General features: G+C 63.6%; 19 protein-coding genes. 6 read left to right on the top strand and 13 right to left on the bottom strand.

What is annotated here, in order from left to right:
- Window positions 1-3 precede the first annotated feature (3 nt).
- The 6 genes from AWB70_RS17595 to AWB70_RS17570 all read right to left on the bottom strand — a co-directional run bounded on the left by AWB70_RS17595 (window position 4) and on the right by AWB70_RS17570 (window position 6,876).
- Window positions 4-675 (bottom strand): amino acid ABC transporter permease, encoded by a 672-nt coding sequence (locus AWB70_RS17595; RefSeq protein WP_014193349.1) that lies wholly within the window; start codon window positions 673-675, stop codon window positions 4-6.
- 12 nt (window positions 676-687) lie between these two features.
- Window positions 688-1,527: an amino acid ABC transporter ATP-binding protein gene (locus tag AWB70_RS17590; RefSeq protein ID WP_143281652.1), complete on the bottom strand. Its 840-nt coding sequence runs from the start codon at window positions 1,525-1,527 to the stop codon at window positions 688-690.
- Between the two features lie 137 nt (window positions 1,528-1,664).
- On the bottom strand, window positions 1,665-2,498 hold the full coding sequence (locus tag AWB70_RS17585; RefSeq protein ID WP_014193351.1) for a substrate-binding periplasmic protein: 834 nt from the start codon (window positions 2,496-2,498) through the stop codon (window positions 1,665-1,667).
- Between the two features lie 63 nt (window positions 2,499-2,561).
- On the bottom strand, window positions 2,562-3,032 hold the full coding sequence (locus tag AWB70_RS17580) for a RidA family protein (protein ID WP_053570472.1): 471 nt from the start codon (window positions 3,030-3,032) through the stop codon (window positions 2,562-2,564).
- Between the two features lie 18 nt (window positions 3,033-3,050).
- A complete protein-coding gene (locus tag AWB70_RS17575) occupies window positions 3,051-4,769 on the bottom strand; it encodes a hydantoinase B/oxoprolinase family protein (RefSeq protein WP_053570473.1) in 1,719 nt (572 codons plus the stop codon).
- 25 nt (window positions 4,770-4,794) lie between these two features.
- A complete protein-coding gene (locus AWB70_RS17570) occupies window positions 4,795-6,876 on the bottom strand; it encodes a hydantoinase/oxoprolinase family protein (protein ID WP_053570474.1) in 2,082 nt (693 codons plus the stop codon).
- A 453-nt stretch (window positions 6,877-7,329) separates the two neighbouring features.
- On the opposite strand from AWB70_RS17570, the gene AWB70_RS17565 reads away from it, so the two are divergent.
- Both AWB70_RS17565 and AWB70_RS17560 read left to right on the top strand, forming a co-directional pair.
- Complete coding sequence (locus tag AWB70_RS17565) at window positions 7,330-8,115, top strand: SDR family NAD(P)-dependent oxidoreductase (RefSeq protein WP_053570475.1); 786 nt, start codon at window positions 7,330-7,332, stop codon at window positions 8,113-8,115.
- Window positions 8,116-8,145: 30 nt separating this feature from the next.
- Complete coding sequence (locus AWB70_RS17560) at window positions 8,146-8,355, top strand: tautomerase family protein (protein ID WP_053570476.1); 210 nt, start codon at window positions 8,146-8,148, stop codon at window positions 8,353-8,355.
- 55 nt (window positions 8,356-8,410) lie between these two features.
- On the opposite strand, the gene AWB70_RS17555 is transcribed toward AWB70_RS17560, so the two are convergent.
- A complete protein-coding gene (locus AWB70_RS17555; protein WP_053570750.1) occupies window positions 8,411-9,154 on the bottom strand; it encodes a GntR family transcriptional regulator in 744 nt (247 codons plus the stop codon).
- Window positions 9,155-9,288: 134 nt separating this feature from the next.
- Here AWB70_RS17555 and AWB70_RS17550 point away from each other — a divergent pair, with 134 nt between their 5' ends.
- From AWB70_RS17550 to AWB70_RS17540, 3 genes are all read left to right on the top strand, one after another.
- The gene (locus tag AWB70_RS17550) at window positions 9,289-10,092 is read left to right on the top strand and encodes a GntR family transcriptional regulator (RefSeq protein WP_235024277.1); all 804 of its coding nucleotides are present in this window, start codon (window positions 9,289-9,291) and stop codon (window positions 10,090-10,092) included.
- Window positions 10,093-10,165: 73 nt separating this feature from the next.
- A complete protein-coding gene (locus AWB70_RS17545) occupies window positions 10,166-11,323 on the top strand; it encodes a branched-chain amino acid ABC transporter substrate-binding protein (RefSeq protein ID WP_053570477.1) in 1,158 nt (385 codons plus the stop codon).
- 192 nt (window positions 11,324-11,515) lie between these two features.
- Complete coding sequence (locus AWB70_RS17540) at window positions 11,516-13,603, top strand: TonB-dependent receptor (RefSeq protein ID WP_053570478.1); 2,088 nt, start codon at window positions 11,516-11,518, stop codon at window positions 13,601-13,603.
- Window positions 13,604-13,676: 73 nt separating this feature from the next.
- On the opposite strand, the gene AWB70_RS17535 is transcribed toward AWB70_RS17540, so the two are convergent.
- Genes AWB70_RS17535 through AWB70_RS17510 form a run of 6 tightly spaced genes read right to left on the bottom strand, consistent with a single transcriptional unit; the run spans window position 13,677 to window position 20,153 of the window.
- Complete coding sequence (locus AWB70_RS17535; protein ID WP_053570479.1) at window positions 13,677-14,693, bottom strand: ABC transporter substrate-binding protein; 1,017 nt, start codon at window positions 14,691-14,693, stop codon at window positions 13,677-13,679.
- A 36-nt stretch (window positions 14,694-14,729) separates the two neighbouring features.
- On the bottom strand, window positions 14,730-15,638 hold the full coding sequence (locus tag AWB70_RS17530; protein WP_053570480.1) for an SMP-30/gluconolactonase/LRE family protein: 909 nt from the start codon (window positions 15,636-15,638) through the stop codon (window positions 14,730-14,732).
- Window positions 15,639-15,673: 35 nt separating this feature from the next.
- Window positions 15,674-16,660 carry an ABC transporter permease gene (locus AWB70_RS17525; RefSeq protein WP_014193363.1) on the bottom strand — a complete coding sequence of 329 codons (987 nt, stop codon included), beginning with the start codon at window positions 16,658-16,660 and terminating at the stop codon, window positions 15,674-15,676.
- Window positions 16,657-17,607 carry an ABC transporter permease gene (locus AWB70_RS17520; protein ID WP_014193364.1) on the bottom strand — a complete coding sequence of 317 codons (951 nt, stop codon included), beginning with the start codon at window positions 17,605-17,607 and terminating at the stop codon, window positions 16,657-16,659. Before AWB70_RS17520 ends, AWB70_RS17525 begins: the two co-directional genes overlap by 4 nt.
- A complete protein-coding gene (locus tag AWB70_RS17515) occupies window positions 17,604-19,085 on the bottom strand; it encodes a sugar ABC transporter ATP-binding protein (RefSeq protein WP_053570481.1) in 1,482 nt (493 codons plus the stop codon). Before AWB70_RS17515 ends, AWB70_RS17520 begins: the two co-directional genes overlap by 4 nt.
- 33 nt (window positions 19,086-19,118) lie before the next feature.
- On the bottom strand, window positions 19,119-20,153 hold the full coding sequence (locus AWB70_RS17510; protein WP_014193366.1) for an ABC transporter substrate-binding protein: 1,035 nt from the start codon (window positions 20,151-20,153) through the stop codon (window positions 19,119-19,121).
- Window positions 20,154-20,487: 334 nt separating this feature from the next.
- On the opposite strand from AWB70_RS17510, the gene AWB70_RS17505 reads away from it, so the two are divergent.
- Window positions 20,488-22,026 carry a D-arabinonate dehydratase gene (locus AWB70_RS17505; RefSeq protein WP_053570482.1) on the top strand — a complete coding sequence of 513 codons (1,539 nt, stop codon included), beginning with the start codon at window positions 20,488-20,490 and terminating at the stop codon, window positions 22,024-22,026.
- Window positions 22,027-22,048: the final 22 nt, after the last annotated feature.

Below are 22,048 nucleotides of genomic sequence, written 5' to 3'. Positions count from 1 at the left end.
CCCTTAACGCTGCACGGCGGCATCCTGCCGGCGCTCGATCACATGAACCAGACGCGAGATCGGCAGCGAGAGCGCGAAATAGATCAGCGCGACGACCGAGTAGGTTTCCAGTGGCCGATAGGCTTCCGTTGCCAGACTTTTCGCGACATACATGAGGTCCGCCACCGCGACGATCGCGACCAGCGCGCTTTGCTGCAGCGTGCCGATTCCGTTGGTCATCAGCACGGGCAGCGCGCTGCGCAATGCCTGAGGGAGCACCACGAAGAACGTGCGCTGCCACGGCTTCAGTCCCAGTGCGACGCAGGCATCGAGATGCTCCTTCGGCACGGCCTGCACGCCGGCGCGATACGCTTCCGCGTTGAAGGCGGTCAGGTTCAGCCCGAGTGCGAGCACACCCATTACGACGGGATCGATGAAGACATCGACCATCATCGGAATGCAGTAGAAGAACCACACGATCTGCAGCAATGCCGGCGTGCAGCGGAAAAACTCGATGAAGAGCTGCGCCGGCCAGCGCACGAACTGCCAGCGGCTCATCACCAGGAGACACAGGATGAAGCCGAGCACGAGGCCCATCACATTGGCGGCCACCGCCAGTTCCAGCGTGACCTTCAGGCCGCGCAGCAGCGTCTCCGCGCTTCCGTTCAGAAAATCGAAATCAAACTGATAGCCCATGATCCGCCTCGCTCAATCCAGATGAAGGACCTTCTCCAGAAACTCGCGCGTGCGAGCTTCCTTCGGGCACTTGAACATGTCGGCGGGCGCGCCTTCCTCGACCACCTTGCCGCTCGCGCAGAACACCACCCGGGTCGCGATGTCTCGCGCGAAATGCATGTCGTGCGTGACGATGATCATCGCCATCTTCTGCTCGGCGAGTTGCAGCATCACGTTCTGCACTTCGATGACCATCTCCGGATCGAGCGCCGAGGTCACTTCGTCGAAGAGCATCAGCTTGGGCTCCAGCATCAGCGCCCGCGCGATCGCCACGCGCTGCTTCTGGCCGCCCGAAAGCTGGCTCGGGTACGCGTGCAACTTGCTTTCCAGCCCGAGCCGCGCAAGGTACTTTCGCGCGCGTTCCGTTGCGTCCTGCTTGCTGAGACCCAGCACCTTGACTGGCGCCAGAATCAGATTGCCGAGCACCGAGAGATGCGGAAAGAGCGTGTAGTGCTGAAACACCATGCCGATCTGTTTCTGCAGCTTCGGGTCGATCCGCTTCGAGCCGCCCACATCGGCGCCCTGGATATAGGGCCTGCCCTGAAACGTGATCTCGCCGCCCTGCACGCCTTCGAGGCCCATCATCACGCGCAGCAGCGAACTCTTGCCGCTGCCGCTCGGGCCGATCACGACCAGCCGGTCGTCGGCGCGCATGTCGAGGCTCATGCGGTCCATGACGACCAGATTCTCGCCGTACGACTTGTACACGTTTTTCAACTGCACGAAATCGCCCGACACCGACGACAACGGCGCGACACTCGCAGGTCGGGCCGACTTCGTCACCGGTTGTATTTGTGCCTGAGATAGAAACATGAGGACATCCTCCAGCGGAGCGCAACGCTGGCGCTCACGACTTCATTCAAACGCATGACTCATCGATGGAGCCATTCCCGTCGTCCGAACCCGATGGCGGAGCCACGTCAGACGCGGCGCCGCCGACCCGGTTCCGCTTATTTCGTCGCGGCTACGGTCTGCTTCACCGATGCATCGACGAGGGTGTTCACCGCGCCCGACTGCTTCTGCTTCTCGATGAACTGATTCAGCACGGCGACGTCCGCGGCAGGCGTGTCCTTGCGAATGCCGAAAGCGATGCCTTGCTGAGCCAGCAACGGGTTCGGCTTGAACGCCTCCGCCCAGTCAGGATGCGCGCGCGTCAGCAGCAGGTTGGTCATGTTGTCGTCGGCGAGCAAATCGGCGCGCTTGGACATCAGTGCGAGGCGCGTTTCATCGAAGCCCGGCAGACGCATGATGGTCGCCTGCTTGAGCACGGCCGAGATCGCCTTGTCCTGCGCCGTGCCCGACATCACCGTGACCGTCGTGCCCGGCTTGTCGATATCGGCGATCGACTGGATCTGCTTCGGCACCTTCGGGTTGTTCTTGTTGTACGTGAAGGTCACGCTGTAATCGACCACGGGCTCAGAGAACGAAATGGCCTTGCGGCGTTCCGGCGTGTCGTTGAGTGACAGCGAGATGTCCCACTTCTCGGATTGCAGACCCGCGACGATGTTGTCCCATGTGGTGTCCACATACTCGACCTTCACCTTGAGCACCTGCTCGCCGAACTGACGGCACAGGTCCGGGAACACGCCGCTATAAGTACCCGTCTTCGGGTCCTTCATCGTGTACGGCGGCGAGGTGGCGATGCCGCAACGAAGCACGCCGGCCTGCCGCACGCTCTTCCAGTTGGAATTGTCCTGCGCGTAAGTAGCCGAGCTCGCCGCAAGCGCGCCAATCGCAGTCGCGCCCAGCAGTGCGCGGCCCAGGAATCGAGACATCTTGAACATGATCAACCTCTGCAGATAAGGGATTTCAATAGACAGTTATCTTTCTTGCTACGCGCTCATGCCTTACTTCAGTTCGAAAATGCCTTCGAGCTCGACCGCCACACCTCGCGGCAACGAGATGCATCCCACGGCGGCGCGCGTATGCCGGCCCGCGTCGCCCAGCACGGCCACCATGAGGTCGGACGCGCCATTGATCACCTTCGGATGGTCGGTGAAGTCATCCGTCGCGTTGACGAAGCCGCCGAGCCGGACGCATCCGGCGACCCGGCTGAAGTCGCCTTCCACCGCACGATCCACCTGCGCGAGCATGTTGACTGCGCACAGCCGCGCGGCGGCCTGGCCATCTTCGATCGAGAGGTTTCTGCCAATCTTGCCGACGTAGTGATCCACGCCGTCGAGCACGGGAACCTGTCCCGACACGTACAGGAGGTTGCCCACCTTCTTGACCGGCAGAAAGTTCGCGCCGGGCTTGGGCGCGGATTGCGGCAACGCGATACCCAGCTCCTGCAGTCGATCCTTGAGACTCTGATTCATCGGGTCATCTCCTCGGTATCACTTCGTGTTGCGCGCGGCGTTCGAGCGCACGCGGTCGATCTTGTCGCCATCGAACACGACGTTGTGGTGTTCTTCGGCGTACCGGCGCGTGATCTTTCCATTTGCGAGATCGGCTTCGATGCGCTCGAACGTGCGCGTCAGCGGATCGCCGTAACCGCCGCCGCCTGCCTGTTCGTGGCGGATGATCGCGCCGCGATGAAGCGTCCGCGTGAACTTGCTGGGCAGCGGCGTGAGGCCTTCATCCGAGCGCAGATAGTTCGCGGAGCAGGCTCCCGTGCCGCCACCGAAGAGACCGTACGGCGCGTGATTTGCGCGGTCCGAACGGATCTGGGCCACCACTTCTTCCGCTTCGATGCGGTATTCGCGCACCAGCCCGAGGCCGCCGCGATATTCACCCGCGCCGCCCGAATCCGTCGCGAAGCCGTACGCTTCCATGACGATCGGATAGCGCGCTTCGAGCGTTTCGATCGGCATGTTCGACATGTTCTGCGAGGGGTTGGTCACGCCTTCGACACCGTCCTTGTTGAAGCGGCCGCCCCACGCGCCGTTGATCATGTCGACCAGGATGAAAGGCTCGCTCGCTCCCTTCGCATAGCCGCTCAACGCAATGACCGTGTTGCCGCCCTCACCCGCCGCCATGACTTTTTTCGGCGCGATCTGCGCCAGCGCGCCGAGCACGCAGTCGACCACGCGATAACCTGTCAGGGCGCGCGCGGCGACCGGAGCCGGCATGCGCGGATTGAGGATCGAGCCTTCCGGCGCGGTGATCTCGATGCAGCGATACACGCCCGCGTTGTTCGGCACGTCGGCTTCGAGCGCGCAGCGCACGCTGAGATAGGTGGCCGACTTCACGAACGAGAGCGTCGAGTTGATCGCGCCGCGCACTTGCGGCGACGATCCGGCGAAGTCCACGCTGACCTTTGATCCCGCCACCGTGATCGCGCAGTCGATGGGAATGGCGTCCTCGGAGAAGCCGTCGTTGTCGATGTAATCCGTGAAGCGGTACACGCCATCGGGCCATGCTTCAATCGCCTGACGCGTCAGTCGTTCGCCGTAGTCCAGCAGTTCGTCGAAATAGCCTTGCAGGTTTTCTTCGCCGTAGCGGTCGATCATGCGCAGCAGTTCGCGCTCGCCGATATTGCATGTAGCGAGTTGCGCGTCGAGGTCGCCGAGCACGAGATCCGGCAGACGCACGTTCTTCCTGATGATGTTGAAGAGCGTCTCGTTCGGCTCGCCGCGCTGGTAGAGCTTCGTCGGCGGAATCCGGATGCCTTCCTGAAAGATCTCGGTCGAATCGGCCGCGTTGGAACCCGGCACGCGTCCGCCGACATCGCAATGGTGCGCGATGACGACCGAGAAGCCCTGCAGCCGCTTTTCATGAAAGATCGGCTTGAACATGAAGATGTCCGGCAGGTGCATGCCGCCTTCGTACGGATCGTTCAGGATGATGACGTCGCCGGGTTCGACCGTGGCGGCGTACTTGTCGATGATCACGTCCACCGCGTCGGGCACCGCGCCCAGATGCAAGGCCACCGTTTTTGCCTGCGCGAGAATGCGGCCCTTGGCATCGCACATCGTGACGGAATAATCGAGCACGTCGCGAATGATCGGCGAACGGGCGGTGCGCATCACGGCAAAGGCCATGTCATCGACGATAGTGTCGAGCGCGTTTTTGACGACCGCGAAAGTGATCGGGTCAACGTTACGTTGGGTCATGACTACTCCAGTGAAATCGGCGAAATCAGTCGAGTGAGGCAATCACGCTGCCTACCTTGTCGGTGCTCACGCGCCAGCCCGGCGGGATCACGATCGTGGTGTCGGAGCTTTCGAGAATCACGGGCCCGTCGAGCGGCTTGTCCAGTTTCGAACGCGGCACGATGGGCGTATCGACCCAGCCCGTCTTGCGATCGAAATAGACGCGGCGCGTGCTCTTTTCCTCGTTGCTCCCCGCCGATTTCGCGCTGCGGATGTCATTGAAGTCGAGCGTGCTCGTCGCGACGCCGCGTGCGAGCAGCCGGACGTTGGCGCACTCGATCGCATCGCTGGATGCGTAGCCGTAGATCGCGGCGTAGGCGTCGCGGAAACCGCTGCGCAATGCCTCGCGCGCGCTCTCGCCGAGTGTGTCGGGAATGCGGACCGGAATCTCGTAATCCTGTCCCTTGAAGCGCATGTCGAGATCGAATACGTATTCGATGCGATCGGCCGAATAGCCTTCGTCGGCGAGCGCCTTGCGTGCGTCGGCGCGCATTTCGGCGACGACATCCGCGAGCGCGTCGATATCGAGCGTGTCGAGCAGGCTCAGCGACGGACGCACGAAATAGCGCTCGACTGCGCCAGCGAGCATGCCCATCGCGGTGAACACGCCGGGCGCCGCGGGGAACACGACGCGCTTCATGTCGAGCGCGCGCGCCAGATCGCACGCGTGCACGGGACCGGAGCCGCCGAATGCCACGAGGGTGAAATCGCGCGGATCGACGCCGCGCTCCACGGTCACCGCCTTGATGGTCCGCGCCATGTTGACGTTCACGACTTCGCGGATGCCGACCGCCGTCTCCTCGACGCCGATACCCAAAGGCTTCGCGAGCAGCGTGTCGACCACATCGCGCGCGGCCTGGATGTTCAGTTCCATCGTCCCGCCCGCGAGCTTCTGCGGCAGGAAGCCGAGAATGGCGTTCGCGTCGGTGACGGTCGGCTTCTCGCCGCCGATGCCGTAGCACACCGGTCCGGGATACGCGCCCGCCGACACCGGACCGACGTTGAGCAGGCCGCCCGCGTCGGTCCATGCGATCGAGCCCGCGCCGCTGCCCACTTCGGCGACGTCGATGGTCGGCACGCGCATCATGTAGCCGCCCGCCTTGATGAAGCGGCTCGGCGTCGAGATGCCGGCGCGGAATTCGTATTCGTTGGTGCGCGCGAGCTGCCCTTCGTGGATCAGCGACGCGGATGCTGTCGTGCCGCCCATGTCGAAGACCACGAGTTCCTGTTCCTTGATCGCGTCGCCGAGGCGGCCCGCGCCGACCACGCCTGCCGAGCGGCCTGACGAGATGAAGAACACCGGCGTGTCCTGAGCGATCCGCGCGCTGGACAAGCCGCCGTTCGAGTTGCTCACCAGAAGCGGTGCATTGACGCCGATCCGCTTGAGTCCCGATTCCAGACGCTGCAGATAGGTCCGCAATGCCGGCAGCACGTACGCATTCACGACCGTCGTCGAGGTGCGTTCGTACTCGCGCAATTCGGGCAGCACGGAGATCGACGCAGTCACGCTGATGTCGGGGAATGCCTGCTGGAACGCTTCGAGCGCGGCCTTTTCGTTCGCGCCGTTCTTGTACGAATTGATGAAGCAGATCGCCACCGACTCGACACCTTCGCTCTGGAAGAACGTGCCGGCCTCGATGACCTGATCGACCGGCGTCGGGCGCAGCACGTCGCCGGAGGCGAGCACGCGCTCGTCGATCTCCAGACGATATTGACGCTCGACGAGCGGCACGGGCTTGTCCCACGACAGGTCGAACATGGTCGGCGTACGCACACGGCCGATTTCGAGCACGTCGCGGAAACCTTTCGTCGTGATCAGGCCGCACTTCGCGCCGACCTTCTGCAGCATGGTGTTCGAACCGACCGTCGTGCCGTGCAGCACCTCGGTGACATCGGACGTTTTCATGCCCGCCTGTTCGAGGATGCGCTGCACGCCCGTCAGTACCGCCTCCTCGGGCGCCGCCGGCGTCGAAGAGACCTTCGTGAAGGTCACATATCCCTTGTCGTCGAGCAACACAAGGTCCGTGAAAGTCCCGCCGATGTCGACCCCAATTCTCGCGCTTGCCATATCGATTCCCGATCGTTCACGAGCCGTCTGACTTGATGCTGGCTCGGGTTCCAAGTTGAAGGTGCACGCCGCTTGCCGGCTTCCCAGTCGAGAAACAGCGGTAGTCCGGCTCACATGGAATGGATGATTGGCGACAATTATTTGCTGTGCTTGTCGACACAGCCTCTACAACTTCATCGTCGCGACAAGTGCATCTCGTCCATAGCTCGCATTGTCGATCAAAAGCCGACAATGTCAACGTGAAAAAATTAACCGAGGGTTCGTTTTGCGTTCATAAGCCCGTCGCATAAGGGTTTAATGCATGCATGAGGGTAAACATGAGTGCATGAAAATCGGCTGGATTTCTTGACTTGCCTGACGCTCAGTGTGAGCATTGTCGGCATTAGGTCGACTCAACGGAGTCGTTTTTAGACGGGCCGGCGTAGCTATCGCCGGTCACATCGGGAGAGGAAAATGCCGGACAATCAGGGAGCGGTCGTCGTAACGGGTGGCGCGAGCGGCATCGGCGAGGCCTGCGCGCGTCGCTTCGCTCGCGCCGGGCGTCGTGTGATCCTGGCGGACGTGAATGCCGAAGGCGGGAATCGTGTCGCCGGAGAACTGCGGGCCGAGAAGCTGGACGCTCATTTTCACCGGGTCGATCTGGCGAGCGAAGAGGCGGTGGCCGCGTTCTCATCGGCGGTGATCGCGGAATACGGCGCGCCCCAGGCGCTCGTCAATGCGGGCGGCATCCTGCAGAACGCCGTGCGCGTGCTGGACATGGATCTCGCCGAGTTCGACCGGCTGTTCCAGATCAACGTGCGCGGAACGCTGATCGCATCGCGGGCGTTCGGCGCCTCCATGTGCGAAGCGGGCCGCGGATCGATCATCAATCTATGTTCGATGACCACGTTCCGCTCGTCCGCGCAGGTCGCCTATACCGTCGGCAAATCCGGGCTCAAGGCGCTGACCGAGACGATGGCCGCCGAATGGGGCCCGCGCGGCGTGCGCGTGAACGCGGTCGCGCCGGGCTACACGCTGACGCAGGCCATGCAGGCGCGCATCGACAGTGGTCAACGCGATCCGAACGCGGTGATCGAACGCTCGGCGCTGCGCCGCTTCGTGAAGCCGTCCGAAGTCGCCGATGCGGTCCATTTCCTGTGTTCGAGCGAAGCCGCCGCGATTACCGGCGTCACGCTGCCGATCGATTGCGGATGGCTCGTGTCAACGGCCTATCTGGCTTTCGCATCGCAACCCGAGTAACGACTTGCCGTCATCCCCGAAGGAACTGTCATGCCCATCATTCGTGTAGAAATGCTCGCAGGAAGAACCCTGGAGCAAAAATCCGAACTCGCCGAAGTGCTCACGCGCGAGACCGCCCGCATCGCACGTTGCACGCTCACGGACGTGCAAATCGTCTTCGACGAGCGAGCGCACGCGAGCTGGGCAGTCGGCGGCCGGCTGGTCTCCGACCACGCGACGGCTCATGCGGAGAAGAACTGACGCCAGCGCGAGCGAGAAAACCGGCCTGAAGTCTCGGCTTCAGGCCGATTTGCTTTCAGGCCGATTTGCTCGCCGGGTAATTGACGGGCATCTGCGCGGTCAGGTTTCGATCGAGGAACTGCATGAAGCGGCCCTTGAACTGAACCGCGTGCTGATGGGCGGTGGCCTCGGCCCAGTCGGCATCGCCTGCTTCGATTGCGGCCACCATGTCCGTATGGTCGCTCGCCATCTGCTCGGAACTCATGTTCGCGAGCGTCTGAAACTGGAAGTGAAGGTTGAGCATGCGTCGCCCTTCTTCCAGCAAACGGCGGTAGATATCCGCGAAGTACACGTTCTTTCCGGCCCTGGCCACGGCCATGTGGAACTCGTAATTCTTCTCGATCATCTCCAGGCTATTGCGCTTTTTGATGCTTGCCGCCGCCGCCTTTTCGTACGTCTTCGCGGCGATCCGAATGGTCTGGATATCGTCGTCGGTGCGGTGCAGTGCGGCGAGCCGGGTCGTCACGCGTTGCAGCAGATCCAGTGCATCGAGAAACTCCGGCACGCGGCCGAAGTCCATGGGCGCGACAACGTTGCCCCGGTTCGGAAGGATGTTCACGAGCCCTTCCGCGGACAAACGGACGAGCGCCTCGCGCACCGGCGACCGCGATACGCCGAAGCGCTCCGCAACGCCCTGCTCGTCCAGATGCGTGCCCGGTGCGAGCTTCATCGTGAGGATTTCGTTTCGCAGGGTCACATAAACGCGTGCCGTGCCCGTTTCCTTGGCGCCCTGAATGTCCGCTACCGTCTCTTTTGCCATTTCGCCCTTCCATCCTTCGTCTGTCGCGGAGCCGAACATTGTTCGAACTCTTGTCGACGTAATGCCGACAATTGTACTCTTATTTCCGGGCGCGTCGAGCGAGCCATCGCCGCGTACGGGCCGGGCGATGATCGTTGGCGATTGTCTACAATGATGAAGAACGCATCGAAGCGAGAGCCATGTTTATGTCTTCAGTTCTGAAGGTGCCGAGGATCGTCAAGCAGTCGATGGGTTCTCAGGCCATCGACGTCCTTCGCGAATCGATCATCAGCGGGGATCTGCCGGCGGGTGCGCGAATCACTGAAATTCAGCTCGCGGAGCAGATGGATCTTTCGCGGGCCACCGTCAGGGCCGCGCTGCATCAACTGGCTAAAGAGGGGCTGACGACACTCGTTCCCTATACGGGCTGGACGGTCATCACGTTGAACCCGAAGGACGTCTGGGAGCTTTATACGCTGCGGTCCAGCCTGGAGCGTCTGGCCGCGCAACTGGTGGCAAGCACGCTGAACGCCGCGAAGCGGGACAAGATCCGCAGTTGCTTTGCCGCCCTCGAACGGGGTTGCGCGTCCTCGAACGAACGCGCGATCGCCGAAGCGGATTTCGCGTTCCATAAGGCCATCATCGACCTCGCGGATCATGGACGGCTGAAGAGCCAGTACGAAGTGATCGAGCGTCAGATTCGCATCTGTATTCGTTCGAGCGATGCGCTCGTCGAGAGTGGCGACGCCATTGTCGAACAACATCGCCCGATAACGGCGGCGATTCTCGCGGCGGATGTCGAAGAAGCGGGCAGGCTCGCTGAAGCGCACAACATGACCGAAGGGAAGAAGCTCACGGCCCATCTCGCGAACCTCGATGCGCCGGAGATCGGGCTCAGGCAATGGGGTCCCACCGGCCGCCTCAAGAACCTTAAGGTACGTCGCGGCAAGACAGATTGACGGAAGTCCGATGCATCGGCGGTATAGGTTTCGCGCACGGCCCCTTTGCAAAAAACGCGCTCGTGGAGCACTCATGTCTCTTCGCCACTTCGTTCTCGCACTCATCCTGCTTTTCGCCATCGGCGCCAGCGCACAGGAAGCTGGAAAGCCGGACGACGTGAAGGTGGTCAAGATAGGGATCGCCGCGCCGCTGACCGGCTTTTCGGCATCGAACGGAAAGGATGTCGAGAATGCCGCCCGTCTCGCGTTCGAGGAAGCCAACGCGCAGGGTTTCAAAATCGGCGGAAAGAAAGTCGCATTCGAGATCGATGCGCAGGACGATGCCGCTGATCCAAAAACCGCGGTGCTCGTCGCACAGCGCTTTGTCGACGAGGGCGTGAGCGGGGTCATTGGTCACTACAATTCCGGATGTTCCGTCGCGGCATCCGCGGTGTACCGGCGGGCCGGCATTCCGCAGATTTCGCCGACGTCGAGTTCGCCTTCGTACACCGCGCAAGGCTTCGAAACCACCTTTCGGACAATCAGCAACGACGATCAGATGGCGTTGCTCGCGGCAAGCTATTCGGTCGAGCGGCTGGGAGCGAGACGTATCGCGGTCATCGACGACAGTACCGACTACGGCACAAACCTGGTCACGGAATACGTGAAGGCGATTCAAAAGCGTGGCGCTCAACTCGTCTCGTGGCAGTACACCACGGTAAGCGCCATCGACTTCCGAGCCCTGCTCACGACGATCAAGGGCTTGAACCCCGACCTGATCTTCTATGTCGGCCAGGACATACAAGCCGCCGGCCTGGCGAAACAGATTCGTCAGCTCGGTATCAAGGCCCGGTTCATGGGAGAAGGTGGATTCACGAATGACCATTTTCTTCAACTTGCCGGCTCGGGCGCGAAAGGAATGCTCAGTTGGGAATACGGACTTCCGCGCGACCGGATGCCTCGCGCGGCCGAACTCGACGCCAGACTGAAGGCCCGGTTCGGCGCCGGCATCGTGCAGTTCGCTCCGCTCGCCTACGACGCCGCGTGGGCCATGATCCATGCGATGAAATCGGCCGACTCGACCGACCCGGCGCAATACATCAAAGCCCTGCGAACGAATGAGTTTGATGGAATCACCGGCACGATTTCATTCACCCGCACTGGCGATCTCAGGAATGCCTCCGCGACGCTTTACGAAGAACAAGGCGGAAAATGGGTCGTTCTGGCCGTTGAGAAAACCTCGGGACGATGATCTGCCCTTTGGTCGCGGACGGCTGCGAAGCTGAGATATCCGTTTACGGTGTCGATGCAACAATATAACATTGCGTCCGCACATCGTAGCTCGGTACGTTTTCGATGTGACTGCCGCGCTCCGTCGATGCAACGATATATTGTTGCGCATCAAGCGCGGACGGTACCAAGGTGAAATATTCGAACAACCACCGTGAAAAAAGACCTGAAACGCCTATCGCAACGGGCCCTGCGCCTGTCTCCCCTATCTCTCGCCTGCTTCGCGGTGATCGCGCAGGCTCAGCAGGACGCGGCCGCCAGCGCCCCTGCGGTTCCCGGCGGCGCGCTGGCGCCGGTTTTCGTCACCGCCAACCCGCTCGGCAATACCGATCTCATCGCGCCGGCTACCGCCCTGTACGGCGACGCGTTGACGCGCAGGCAGACCAACTCGCTGGGCGAGACGCTCAATGGCCTGCCGGGCGTGTCCACGACGACCTATGGGCCGATGGTCGGCCGCCCGATCATCCGCGGCATGGACGGCGACCGCATCCGCCTTCTGCAGAACGGCGTGGCGGCGTGGGACGCCTCGTCGCTCTCGTATGATCACGCCGTGCCGCAGGAGCCGCTCACGATCGAGCGCGTCGAGATCGTGCGCGGACCGGCGGCGTTGCTGTACGGCGGCAACGCCATCGGCGGGGTGGTCAATACGATCGACAACCGCATTCCGCGCGAGCCGATCAAGGGCGTGGACGGCGCGGTCGATGCGAGTTACGGCGGTGCCAACGATGCGCGCGCCGGCGCAGCCATGGTCGAAGGCGGTAACGGGCAATTCGCCTTTCACGTCGACGCGTTCGACCGCGAAACCAGCAAGGAGCGCATTCCCGGCTTCGCGCATTCGGACCGTCAGCGAGCGCTCGACGGCCCCGACGCCGACGAGCCCTACGGCAGCATCCCGAACAGCGACGGCCGCTGGCACGGCGGCGCGGTCGGCGGCGCGTACACCTGGGCCGATGGCTATGCGGGCCTGTCGTACAACGGCTATGAAGCGAACTACGGTTCGGTCGCGGAAGACGATGTGCGGTTGCGCATGCATCAGGATCACGTCGCGTTCGCGTCCGAAGTGCGCAATCTGCAAGGGCCGTTCTCGCAACTGAAGTTCGATTTCGGCTACACGGACTACGAGCACAGGGAAATCGACGACGGCGAGACGAGCACGACGTTCCGCAATCACGGCTATGAAGCGCGGCTGGAGGCGCGGCACCGCAAGATCGGTCCGCTGGAAGGCGCGATCGGCGTGCAGGTCAGCCAGAATACGTTCTCGGCGCTCGGCGACGAGGCGCTCGTGCCGACCACGCAGACGACCAACGTGGCGCTCTTCGGGCTTGAAGAGTGGAACGTCACCGATGCGCTCAAGCTGAGCGCGGGCGCACGCTACGAACACGTCAGGCAGGATCCCACCGCGGCGGGCAACGACAAGTTCGCGGGCGCTGCCGATCGCGACTTCAACGCGGTCAGCGCTTCGCTCGGCGCGCTGTACAAGCTCACGCCCGTGTGGTCGGTGGCGGGAAACGTCGCTTATACGGAGCGCGCGCCCGCGCTCTACGAACTCTTCGCCAACGGACCGCACGACGCGACCGGCCAATACCTGATCGGCAATCCGGATGCGCAGAAGGAAAAGGCCGTCTCGGCGGACTTGTCGCTGCGTTTTGCGAGCGGGCCGAACAAGGGCAGCATTGGCGCGTTCTACAGCCGATTCAGAAACTATCTGACCGAGTTCAACACCGGACGCCTCGTCAACGACGATGACGAAGTCGTGCCGCCCGGCACCGACGATGCCCTGAACGAAGCGGTCTATCGCGGCGTGCGCGCGGAGTTCTACGGCATCGAGCTCGATGGCAAATGGCGCGTGTACGAGCACGGCGCGCACTCGGTCGACGTCTCCCTGGTCGGCGATTACACGCACGCCCGCGATATGGACACCGGTCAGCCGCTGCCGCGCATCTCGCCGTTACGCGCGACGGTCGCGGTCGATTACGGCTACGGGCCGTTCGGCGCGCATGCGGAGATGGAGCACGCGTGGGCGCAGCATCGCGTGCCCGAAGACGATCTGCCGACTGCGAGCTATACGCGGCTCGGCTTGATGCTCACCTACCGGTTCCACGTCGGCATGACCCACTGGCTCGCCTATGTGCGCGGCGACAACCTGACCAATCAGGATATTCGCTATGCGAGTTCGGTCGTGCGCGATATCGCGCCCGAGGGCGGCCGCAGCGTGATGGTCGGCTTGCGCACGACGTTCTAGCGCGATCACAATCTGCACAGCCGCGACGGGCAGCGCATCGCGATATCTCCGCGCGAACGCTGCCCGCCTCGCCTTACTTCCGGTCCACCACTGCGACGACTTCCTCGCGCGTGTACTCCTTGTTCGCGAGCGCGCCCGCCGGGGTTTTTGCAAGCACGGCGTCAAGCTCTTCCGGCTTCACTTCGAGCACCGGCATGCGGATGTCGTGCGGCACCTTCTTACCCGCGAGAATCTGCTGCGTCACCCAGAACGCGAACGAAGACGCGCCGGGCGGAATCGTCACCGACATCGTCTCGTAACCGCTCTTTTTCTGATCGGCCCACCACGCGAGCTCTTCCTGGCGATTGCCGAGAATGATGATCGGCGTCGGCCGCCCGGCTGCCTTGATCGCCTGCGCCGCGCCGAAGCCGTCGCCGCCTTGCGTGACCACGCCGTCGATCTTCGGCAGCGTCGGGAGGATGCCCGCGACCTGCTTTTGCGCGACGGTCTGCGTCCAGTCGCCATGCACCGAACCGACGATCTTCAGCCCCGGATACTTCTTCAGTTCATCGACGATGCCCTGATGAATCTCGTCGTCCACGGAGACGCCCGCGAGTCCACGAATCTCGAGCAGATTGCCCTTGCCATTCAGCCGCTTCGCCAGGTAATCGACCTGCATGCGGCCCATCCCCTGAAAGTCCACCGCGATGCGATACGCGCACGGTTCGGTCGCGATGCCGTCGAACGATACGACCGTCACGCCCGCCCCGCACGCCTGCTTGATGACGCCGTTGAGCGCCGTAGGCGAAACGGCATCGACGGCAATCGCCTTGAAGCCCTGCAGAATGAGATTCTGGATCTGCTGGACCTGCTCGGTCGCCTGGCTCTCCGCCGTGGTGAAACTGGGCGCCGCCGCGACGATCTTCTGCTTCACGGCGGGATCCGCAATGTTGGACCAGCTCTTGAGCATCTGCTGCCGCCAGCTATTGCCCGCGTAGTTGTTCGACAGCGCGATCTTCATCGACGACGTGTCGCCCGTTGCCACCTGCGCCGACGCGCCCACGGATGCCGCGATCATGCACAACGCCACGCCGAGTTTTGCCGCCTTCATGTTCGTCTCCGATTATCGTTTCGATGTTATGAAGTCTTACCGCCCCGCGCCGCGCACACCGACATGAAGCGAATAGATGGATGAAGTCGCCGCAATGAACAGGCGATTGCGATGGATCCCGCCGAACGTCAGATTCGCGACGACTTCCGGCATCAGGATCTTGCCGAGCAGCGTGCCGTCGGGTGCGTAGCAGTGCACGCCGTCTTCCGCGCTCGTCCATACGTTGCCGTGCTCGTCCAGACGCATGCCGTCCGGCACGCCGCTTTGCATCTCGATGAACACGCGTCCGTTGCGCAAGACGCCTTCGCCCGATACATCGAACACGCGGATATGACGCGGCGCTTCGTCGTCATGGGAAGCGGCGGAATCAGCGATATAGAGCCGCGATTCGTCCGGAGAAAACGCGAGACCGTTGGGCTTCGCGAAGTCGTCGCAGACGAGCTGCACGCGCGTATCATCGGGCGCCACGCGATACACGTTGCATCGGCCGATCTCGCTGTCGGCGCGATAGCCTTCGTAGTCGCTCAGGATGCCGTAGTCCGGATCGGTGAACCAGATGGCGCCCTGCGAATCCACGACGACATCGTTCGGTGAATTCAGCCGCTTGCCTTCGAAGTGCGATGCGAGCACGGTCACGCTGCCGTCGTGCTCCGTGCGCGTCACGCGGCGCGCACCGTGTTCGCAGCTCACGAGCCGCCCTTCGCGGTCGCGCGTGTTGCCGTTGCTGTAGTTCGACGGCGCACGAAACACGCCGACGCCCATGCCCGGCGCCCAGCGCAACATGCGGTTGTTCGGTATGTCGCTCCAGACGAGCAGGTCCGCCGCCGGAAAATACACCGGTCCTTCGGCCCACAGGCATTCACCGGTCAGGCGGGTGAGAAACGCGTTCGGCTGAAGCAGCAGCCTGAAACGCGCGTCATGCACTTCGAAATCGCTGGGTTTCATGTCCCCTCGTCCTTCTGTGGATGTGGATCGCCGTGTCAGCGCGCCGACTTGCCGCCGGCCGCGACCGTCACCGCGATGATGAGCACGCCGTAGACGATCGAGCGCACGCCCGCATCCGCGCCGACCGCATTGAGCGCGGCGTTCGTGAGAAACAGGAACATCGACGCGCCCCACACGCCGACGATCGTCGCCTTGCCGCCCGTGACGAGCGTGCCGCCGATCACGACCACGGCAATCGAGATCAGCATGTACTCGACGCCCATATCGAGCGACGCGCCGCCCGATGTCGCCGCGAGCAGCAGCGCCGTGAGCGCCGCGATCATCGACGAAAGCACATAGGCGAGGCAGCGCGTGCGGTGCACATCGACGCCCGCGAGCCACGCGGCCCGCGCGTTCTGTCCGATGGCGGAAAGCCTGCGGCCATACACCGCGCGATGAAGCAGCACGGCCAGCGCCGCCGACAAGACCAGCGCGACGAGCGCGATATACGGCACGTTCAGGAGCCGGCCCGTGGCGAATGCGCCGAGCGCGGGCGGCGGCGGAGGAAGCTGGCGCCCCTGCGTGATGGCGATCGACTGGATGATGAAACTCGACGACAGCGTCGCGATGATCGGCGGAATGCGCAGCAGCCGGATCAGCATGTAGTTCGCGATCCCGACCGCGACGCCGACGCCGAGCGCTGCCGCCACGCCGAGCGCGATCTGATCGTTTGCACCGTTCATCGCGTGCATGCCGACGACGCCTGCGAGCGCGATCGTCGATGGCACCGAGAGGTCGATATTGCCGACGCCCGACGTGATGACGAGCATTTGCCCGAGACCGACGAGCACCATGAACACGCCGTACGTGAGCGCTGTCTGCGCCACATTGCTCGCGATGCCGAACCCGAAGATGCCGACGATGCCGAACCACACGAGCACCATGCCGATGAAGGACCATGCCCACGGCGCCTGAATGCTTCTGAGCCGCGCCCATGCGGTTGCATCGTTGCCGATGGCTTCGCCCGATGTCTGCGATTTCATTGCCGCTCCCCGCGTTGCAGCAGCACGCGCAACGACAGCACGACGATCAGGATCGCGCCCTGCATGCCGACTTGCCAATCCGCCGAGATGTTGAGAAAGGCGAGGAACGACGCCGCGAGCGTGAGCGTGATCGCGCCGAGCACCGCGCCGATGACCGATACGCGACCGCCGACGAACTCGCCGCCGCCGAGGATCACCGCGGCGATCGAAAGCAGCGTGTAGCGCAGCGCGAGATTCGCGTCGGCGGAGGTCGTGAGGCCGAGCAGCGAAAGCCCCGACAGCACGCCGAACACGCCCGCGATGCCGTAGAGCGTCGCCTTGCTGCGCACGAGCGACCAGCCGAAGCGCCGCATCGCGCGCGGATTGCCGCCCGCCCCGCGTATGCGCACGCCGGCCGAGGTCCGCATCAGCAGAATATGGCCCACGATGGCGATCAGCACCGACCACACGATAGGCGCGGCGATGAACGGCGTCTGATAACCCATCGCCGTGCCGAGCCAGCCGGGGCTCGTACCGCCCGGCGAAGGCAACAGCACGATGGCGAGCCCGCTCCACACGAAGGACAGTCCGAGCGTCACGACGATGGACGGAATCTGCCGTAGCTCGATCAGCGCGCCGACCGCCGCATACGCGAGCACGCAACCGGCGAGCGCGAGCGCGCCGAGCCACGGCGTCTTGACGAGCAGCGTCGCGCCGATGCACGCGACGAGACTCACGAACGGCCCGATGGACAAGTCGAGATCGTTGACGGTGATAATGGCGAGCTGCGCGAGCGTCGCCAGCACGATCGGCACGGCCAGATTGAGCAGCAGGCTCGATCCGAAATAGCTCATCACCGCAGGCTGCATGATGAGAATCGGCACCAGCACCGCGACGAGCGAGATCGCCGGAAGCAGCGCGCGCAGTCGCGCCTGCGTGCCCCGAAACGTGATGCGCATGGCGGTCATGCGGCCTGCTCCTCGAAGCTCGCCGCGAGCAGCGCTTCTTCCGTGCATTCGTCGGCGTGCAGCACGCGCGTCACCGCCGACGAGCGGAAGACATACGTGCGGTCGCAATGCGACAGTTCTTCGTTTTCTGTCGTGTACCAGATGAATGTGCGGCCTTTCGCGGCTTCGTCGTGAACGAGCCGGTAGATATCGCGCTTGGTGCCGACATCGACGCCGCGCGTGGGATCGTCCATCAGAATGAGTTGCGCGTCCGATGCGAGCGCGCGCGCGAACAGCACCTTCTGCTGATTGCCGCCCGAGAGCGACAGAATGCCGGCGTTCATCGATGCGCCGCGTATGCCGATCTTCGTGCGCCACGCTTCCGCAAGCGCGCGCGCCGCCGCGAAATCGATCAAGCCGCGCTTGCGTTTCGCGCCGCCGACGAGCCACCGCATGTCGAGGTTCTGCGCGATCGACCACACCGGGAACACGCCGTCGCGCCCGCGATCCCCCGCGACGAACGCGGCTTTCATGCGGCCCGCGCCGCGGCTCGTCGCGGCATCGTAGATGGCGAGCAGCGCTTCTGTCTGCCCTTGCCCCGCGAGTCCGGCGAAGCCGACGATCTCGCCGCGCGATGCTTCGATCGACGTATGTTTTCTGGCGCCGACGTTCCAGCGAAATGCTTTCTCGCCGCTCTGCGCATCGCGCATGCGCGCGGCGGCCGGCGTCCGCTCCGCTTCGAGATGCTGGCCCATCGCCTGAATGATCGACGCCCGGTCCGCCGAGTCGCGCGGCAGCACGCCGACGATGCCGCCGTCGCGCATCACCATCACGCGATCCGCGACGCGCTCGATCTCACCGAGCATGTGCGTGATGAGCAGGCACGTGATGCCGCTTTCCGCCGCGCGCCGCACGAAGGCCAGCAGCTGATCGGCGGTGTGTGCATCGAGCGACGAAGTCGGCTCGTCAAGAATCACAAGACGCACGGGTGCGTCCGTCACCGTGAAGCCGCGCGCGATCTCGACCATCTGCTGCTGCGTGAGCGTCAGATCGGAAACGACTTCGTTGCCCTTGAGTCCATTGCCCGGAAAGATTTCTTCGAGCTTCTCGCGCATGAGCGCCGTGGCCCTGCGCCGCCAGCCGCGTCCGCGCAATTGCGGATGCACGATCGTCATGTTCTCCGCGACCGTCAGGTTCGCGCACAACGAGAGTTCCTGAAACACGCAGCGCACGCCGGCCTCGCGCGCGGCGTTGGCGTCGTAGTGCGGCGCGCTCTGCCCGTTCACTTCGATGCGGCCCTGCGTCGGCGCATACACGCCCGCGAGCACGGCCATCAGCGTCGATTTGCCCGCGCCGTTGTGCCCCGCGATGCCGACGCATTCGCCCTGCATGAACGCGAAGTCGATGTCCGCGAGCGCGCGCACCCGCCCGAAGGTCTTGCCGATGCCTTCGAAGCGAATCAGCGCGCGCCGTTCCTCATTGTCGATTGTTGCGCCCATTCACATGCCTCCCTACGTGGCGTCATGCCATGCTTACTTCTTGTCGAGCAGGGCCACGGTCTGCGGCAAGGTGTAGGTTACGTCGGCGATGCCGCCCGGCGGCGTCGCGGCCAGCTTCGCGGGCAACTCCTCTTGCGAGATGGCGAGCAGCGGCACGTTGATGGTCACTTCCTTCGGGAGCTTCTTGCCCGCGAGCACCTGCTGGGCGACCCAGAACGCGAACGAGACCGCGCCCGGCGGATTCGACAGCGAGCGCGACTGATAGCCGGTCTTCGCCTGTTCGTTCCACCATTGCAGTTCGGGATACGTGCTGCCGATGATCATCGGCGGCGCGGGACGGCTGGCGGCCTTGAACGCCTGTGCGATGCCAAACGACATCTCGCCTTCGGTGGCGACGCCATCGACTTGCGGCAACGTCGGAAGAATGCCGGCGACGCTCTTTTGCGCGACCGATTGCGTCCAGTCGCCATTGACCGATCCGACGAGCTTGAGCCCCGGATGCTTCTTGAGCCCCTCCAGCACGCCTTCGTGCATGAGGTTGTCGACGGAAATGCCGGCCACGCCGCGCACTTCCAGAATGTTGCCCTTTCCGTTGAGCCGCGTCGCCAGATAGTCGACGCCCTGCTCTGCCCAACCCTTGAAGTCGAAGTTCACACGATACGCGCACGGCTCGTCGACAATGCCGTCGAATGACACGACGACCACGCCCGCGGCGCACGCCTTCTTGATGGTGCCGTTGAGCGCGGTGGGCGATACGGCGTCGATGACGATCGCGTTATAGCCCTGCAGAATCAGGTTCTGGACCTGCTGCGCCTGTTCCGTCACCTGATTTTCGGCGGTCGTGAAAGCGGGCGCGGCCGCGATCTTCTTGTCCGCCACCGCCTGCTGCGCGACGGCGTTCCAGCTCTTGAGCATCGACTGCCGCCACGCGTTGCCGGCGAAGCTATTCGATAGTGCGATCTTCTTCTGCGTGGTGTCGCCCGTTGCGACCTGCGCTTGCGCTACGCTCGTAAGCGCGCAGGCGGCAAGCGCGAGCGCGGCGCTCACTGGCCTTCCTTTACGGAACATCGAATCGTCTCCTTTCATTTTTCTTGTGGAGAGGGCGCTGCGCGACTTCATCTACAGCACGCTCCTTTCCGGCGCATCGAACGCGGGGCCGATGCGACACTTCCAGTCAGTCTGCTTGATTCGTTCTGCGGTCAGGCCAATCGAAGTGGTCGGGCCACACGATCGCGGAGCCAGTATAGCGATTGTTCGGCAGCTCGTGCAATTCGAGTGCGTTACCGGTAACGCAGCCGCCGCCAGCCCCGCGCCTCGACGATGGTCCGACCACCTTCCCCAATCCTCGCCCTCTCTTGCACCATCGGCGTTTCTTCCCCACCGATCGCACCGGAGGATCGACATGGACACCCTCACCTTCACCGCATCACGAGCCCTGAAACTTCACGAAACCGACGACGTCGCCATCGCGCGCGACGCCCTCACGGCGGGCACGACCTTGCCCGAATTCGACGACATCGTCCTGCTGGACGACATTCCCGCCGCCCACAAGATCGCATTGCGTTCGATCACGAAGGGCGAAGCGGTGCGCCGCTACGGCCAGGTGATCGGCTTCGCCACGGCCGATATCGCACGGGGCCAGCACGTGCATACGCACAACCTCTCGATCGGCGCATTCGACCGCGACTACGCGTACGGCTGCGACGTCAAACCCGTCGACCCACCCGGCACACCGCTCACTTTCATGGGTTTTCGCCGGGCCGACGGCCGCGTCGCGACACGCAATTACATCGGCGTTGTCAGCACGGTCAACTGTTCGGCCACCGTCACCAAACGCGTCGCGCAACATTTCGCAGCACCGGGCGCGCTGGCGAATTATCCAAACGTCGATGGCGTCGTGCCCGTCACGCATAGCTTCGGCTGTTGCATCGATCACCACGGCGAGGGCATCGCGCAACTGCGCCGAACCATCGGCGGGTATGTGAAGCACGCCAATTTCGCCGCCGTGCTCGTCATCGGACTGGGCTGCGAAGCGAATCAGATGGGCGCCATGTTCGTCGCCGAAAACGTGCAAAGCGGACCGCGCATGGTTCCGCTCGTGATGCAGGAGCTAGGCGGCACGCAAGCAACGATCGATGCCGCGATCGAGGCGGTCCACGCGCTGCTCCCCGCCGCGAACGAAGTCACGCGCGAACCGGTGCCCGTGTCGGCGTTGAGCATCGCGCTGCAATGCGGCGGCTCGGACGGCTATTCGGGCATCACGGCGAATCCCGCGCTCGGCGCGGCGGTCGACCTGCTGGTGCGGCACGGCGGCACGGCGATCCTGAGCGAGACCCCGGAGATCTACGGCGCGGAACACCTGCTCACCCGCCGCGCGATCTCGCGCGAGGTCGGCGAGAAGATCGTGGAGCGCATTCATTGGTGGGAAGGCTATGCGGAACGCGAGAAAGGCAGCATCGACAACAATCCGACGCCGGGCAACAAGGCAGGCGGCCTGACGACGATCCTCGAAAAATCGCTGGGCGCGGTGGCCAAGAGCGGATCGACGCCGCTCATGGGCGTGTATCGCTATGCGGAGCCCATCGAGATCCACGGCCTCGTCTTCATGGATGCGCCCGGCTATGACCCGATGGGCGCGACCGGCCAGGTCGCGAGCGGCGCCAATCTCGTGCTGTTCACGACGGGACGCGGTTCCTGCTTCGGCGCGAAACCCGCACCATCGATCAAGCTGGCGACCAACACGAAGATGTTCGAGCGCATGCGCGACGACATGGACATCAACTGCGGCGACATCATGGACGGCAGCGCCACGGTGCAGGAAAAAGGCGAAGAGATCTTCCGCGCAATCCTGCGCGTCGCCAGCGGCGAGAAGAGTCGAAGCGAAGCGCTTGGCGTCGGTGACGACGAGTTCGTGCCCTGGATGATCGGCGCGCAGATGTAAGCGCCGTCCGCCGCTGCGCTCG

This window comes from Caballeronia cordobensis, assembly GCF_001544575.2.
In the GTDB taxonomy this organism is placed as follows: Bacteria; Pseudomonadota; Gammaproteobacteria; order Burkholderiales; family Burkholderiaceae; genus Caballeronia; species Caballeronia cordobensis.
The sequence above is the reverse complement of the archived record's forward strand: the minus strand, read 5'-3'. Positions and strand labels throughout refer to the sequence as shown.

Coding starts and splice junctions, on each gene's coding strand:
- AWB70_RS17595 (WP_014193349.1), bottom strand. CDS start 675: ATGGGCTATCAGTTTGATTTCGATTTTCTGAACGGAAGCGCGGAGACG.
- AWB70_RS17590 (WP_143281652.1), bottom strand. CDS start 1,527: ATGTTTCTATCTCAGGCACAAATACAACCGGTGACGAAGTCGGCCCGA.
- AWB70_RS17585 (WP_014193351.1), bottom strand. CDS start 2,498: ATGTTCAAGATGTCTCGATTCCTGGGCCGCGCACTGCTGGGCGCGACT.
- AWB70_RS17580 (WP_053570472.1), bottom strand. CDS start 3,032: ATGAATCAGAGTCTCAAGGATCGACTGCAGGAGCTGGGTATCGCGTTG.
- AWB70_RS17575 (WP_053570473.1), bottom strand. CDS start 4,769: ATGACCCAACGTAACGTTGACCCGATCACTTTCGCGGTCGTCAAAAAC.
- AWB70_RS17570 (WP_053570474.1), bottom strand. CDS start 6,876: ATGGCAAGCGCGAGAATTGGGGTCGACATCGGCGGGACTTTCACGGAC.
- AWB70_RS17565 (WP_053570475.1), top strand. CDS start 7,330: ATGCCGGACAATCAGGGAGCGGTCGTCGTAACGGGTGGCGCGAGCGGC.
- AWB70_RS17560 (WP_053570476.1), top strand. CDS start 8,146: ATGCCCATCATTCGTGTAGAAATGCTCGCAGGAAGAACCCTGGAGCAA.
- AWB70_RS17555 (WP_053570750.1), bottom strand. CDS start 9,154: ATGGCAAAAGAGACGGTAGCGGACATTCAGGGCGCCAAGGAAACGGGC.
- AWB70_RS17545 (WP_053570477.1), top strand. CDS start 10,166: ATGTCTCTTCGCCACTTCGTTCTCGCACTCATCCTGCTTTTCGCCATC.
- AWB70_RS17535 (WP_053570479.1), bottom strand. CDS start 14,693: ATGAAGGCGGCAAAACTCGGCGTGGCGTTGTGCATGATCGCGGCATCC.
- AWB70_RS17530 (WP_053570480.1), bottom strand. CDS start 15,638: ATGAAACCCAGCGATTTCGAAGTGCATGACGCGCGTTTCAGGCTGCTG.
- AWB70_RS17525 (WP_014193363.1), bottom strand. CDS start 16,660: ATGAAATCGCAGACATCGGGCGAAGCCATCGGCAACGATGCAACCGCA.
- AWB70_RS17520 (WP_014193364.1), bottom strand. CDS start 17,607: ATGACCGCCATGCGCATCACGTTTCGGGGCACGCAGGCGCGACTGCGC.
- AWB70_RS17515 (WP_053570481.1), bottom strand. CDS start 19,085: ATGGGCGCAACAATCGACAATGAGGAACGGCGCGCGCTGATTCGCTTC.
- AWB70_RS17510 (WP_014193366.1), bottom strand. CDS start 20,153: ATGTTCCGTAAAGGAAGGCCAGTGAGCGCCGCGCTCGCGCTTGCCGCC.
- AWB70_RS17505 (WP_053570482.1), top strand. CDS start 20,488: ATGGACACCCTCACCTTCACCGCATCACGAGCCCTGAAACTTCACGAA.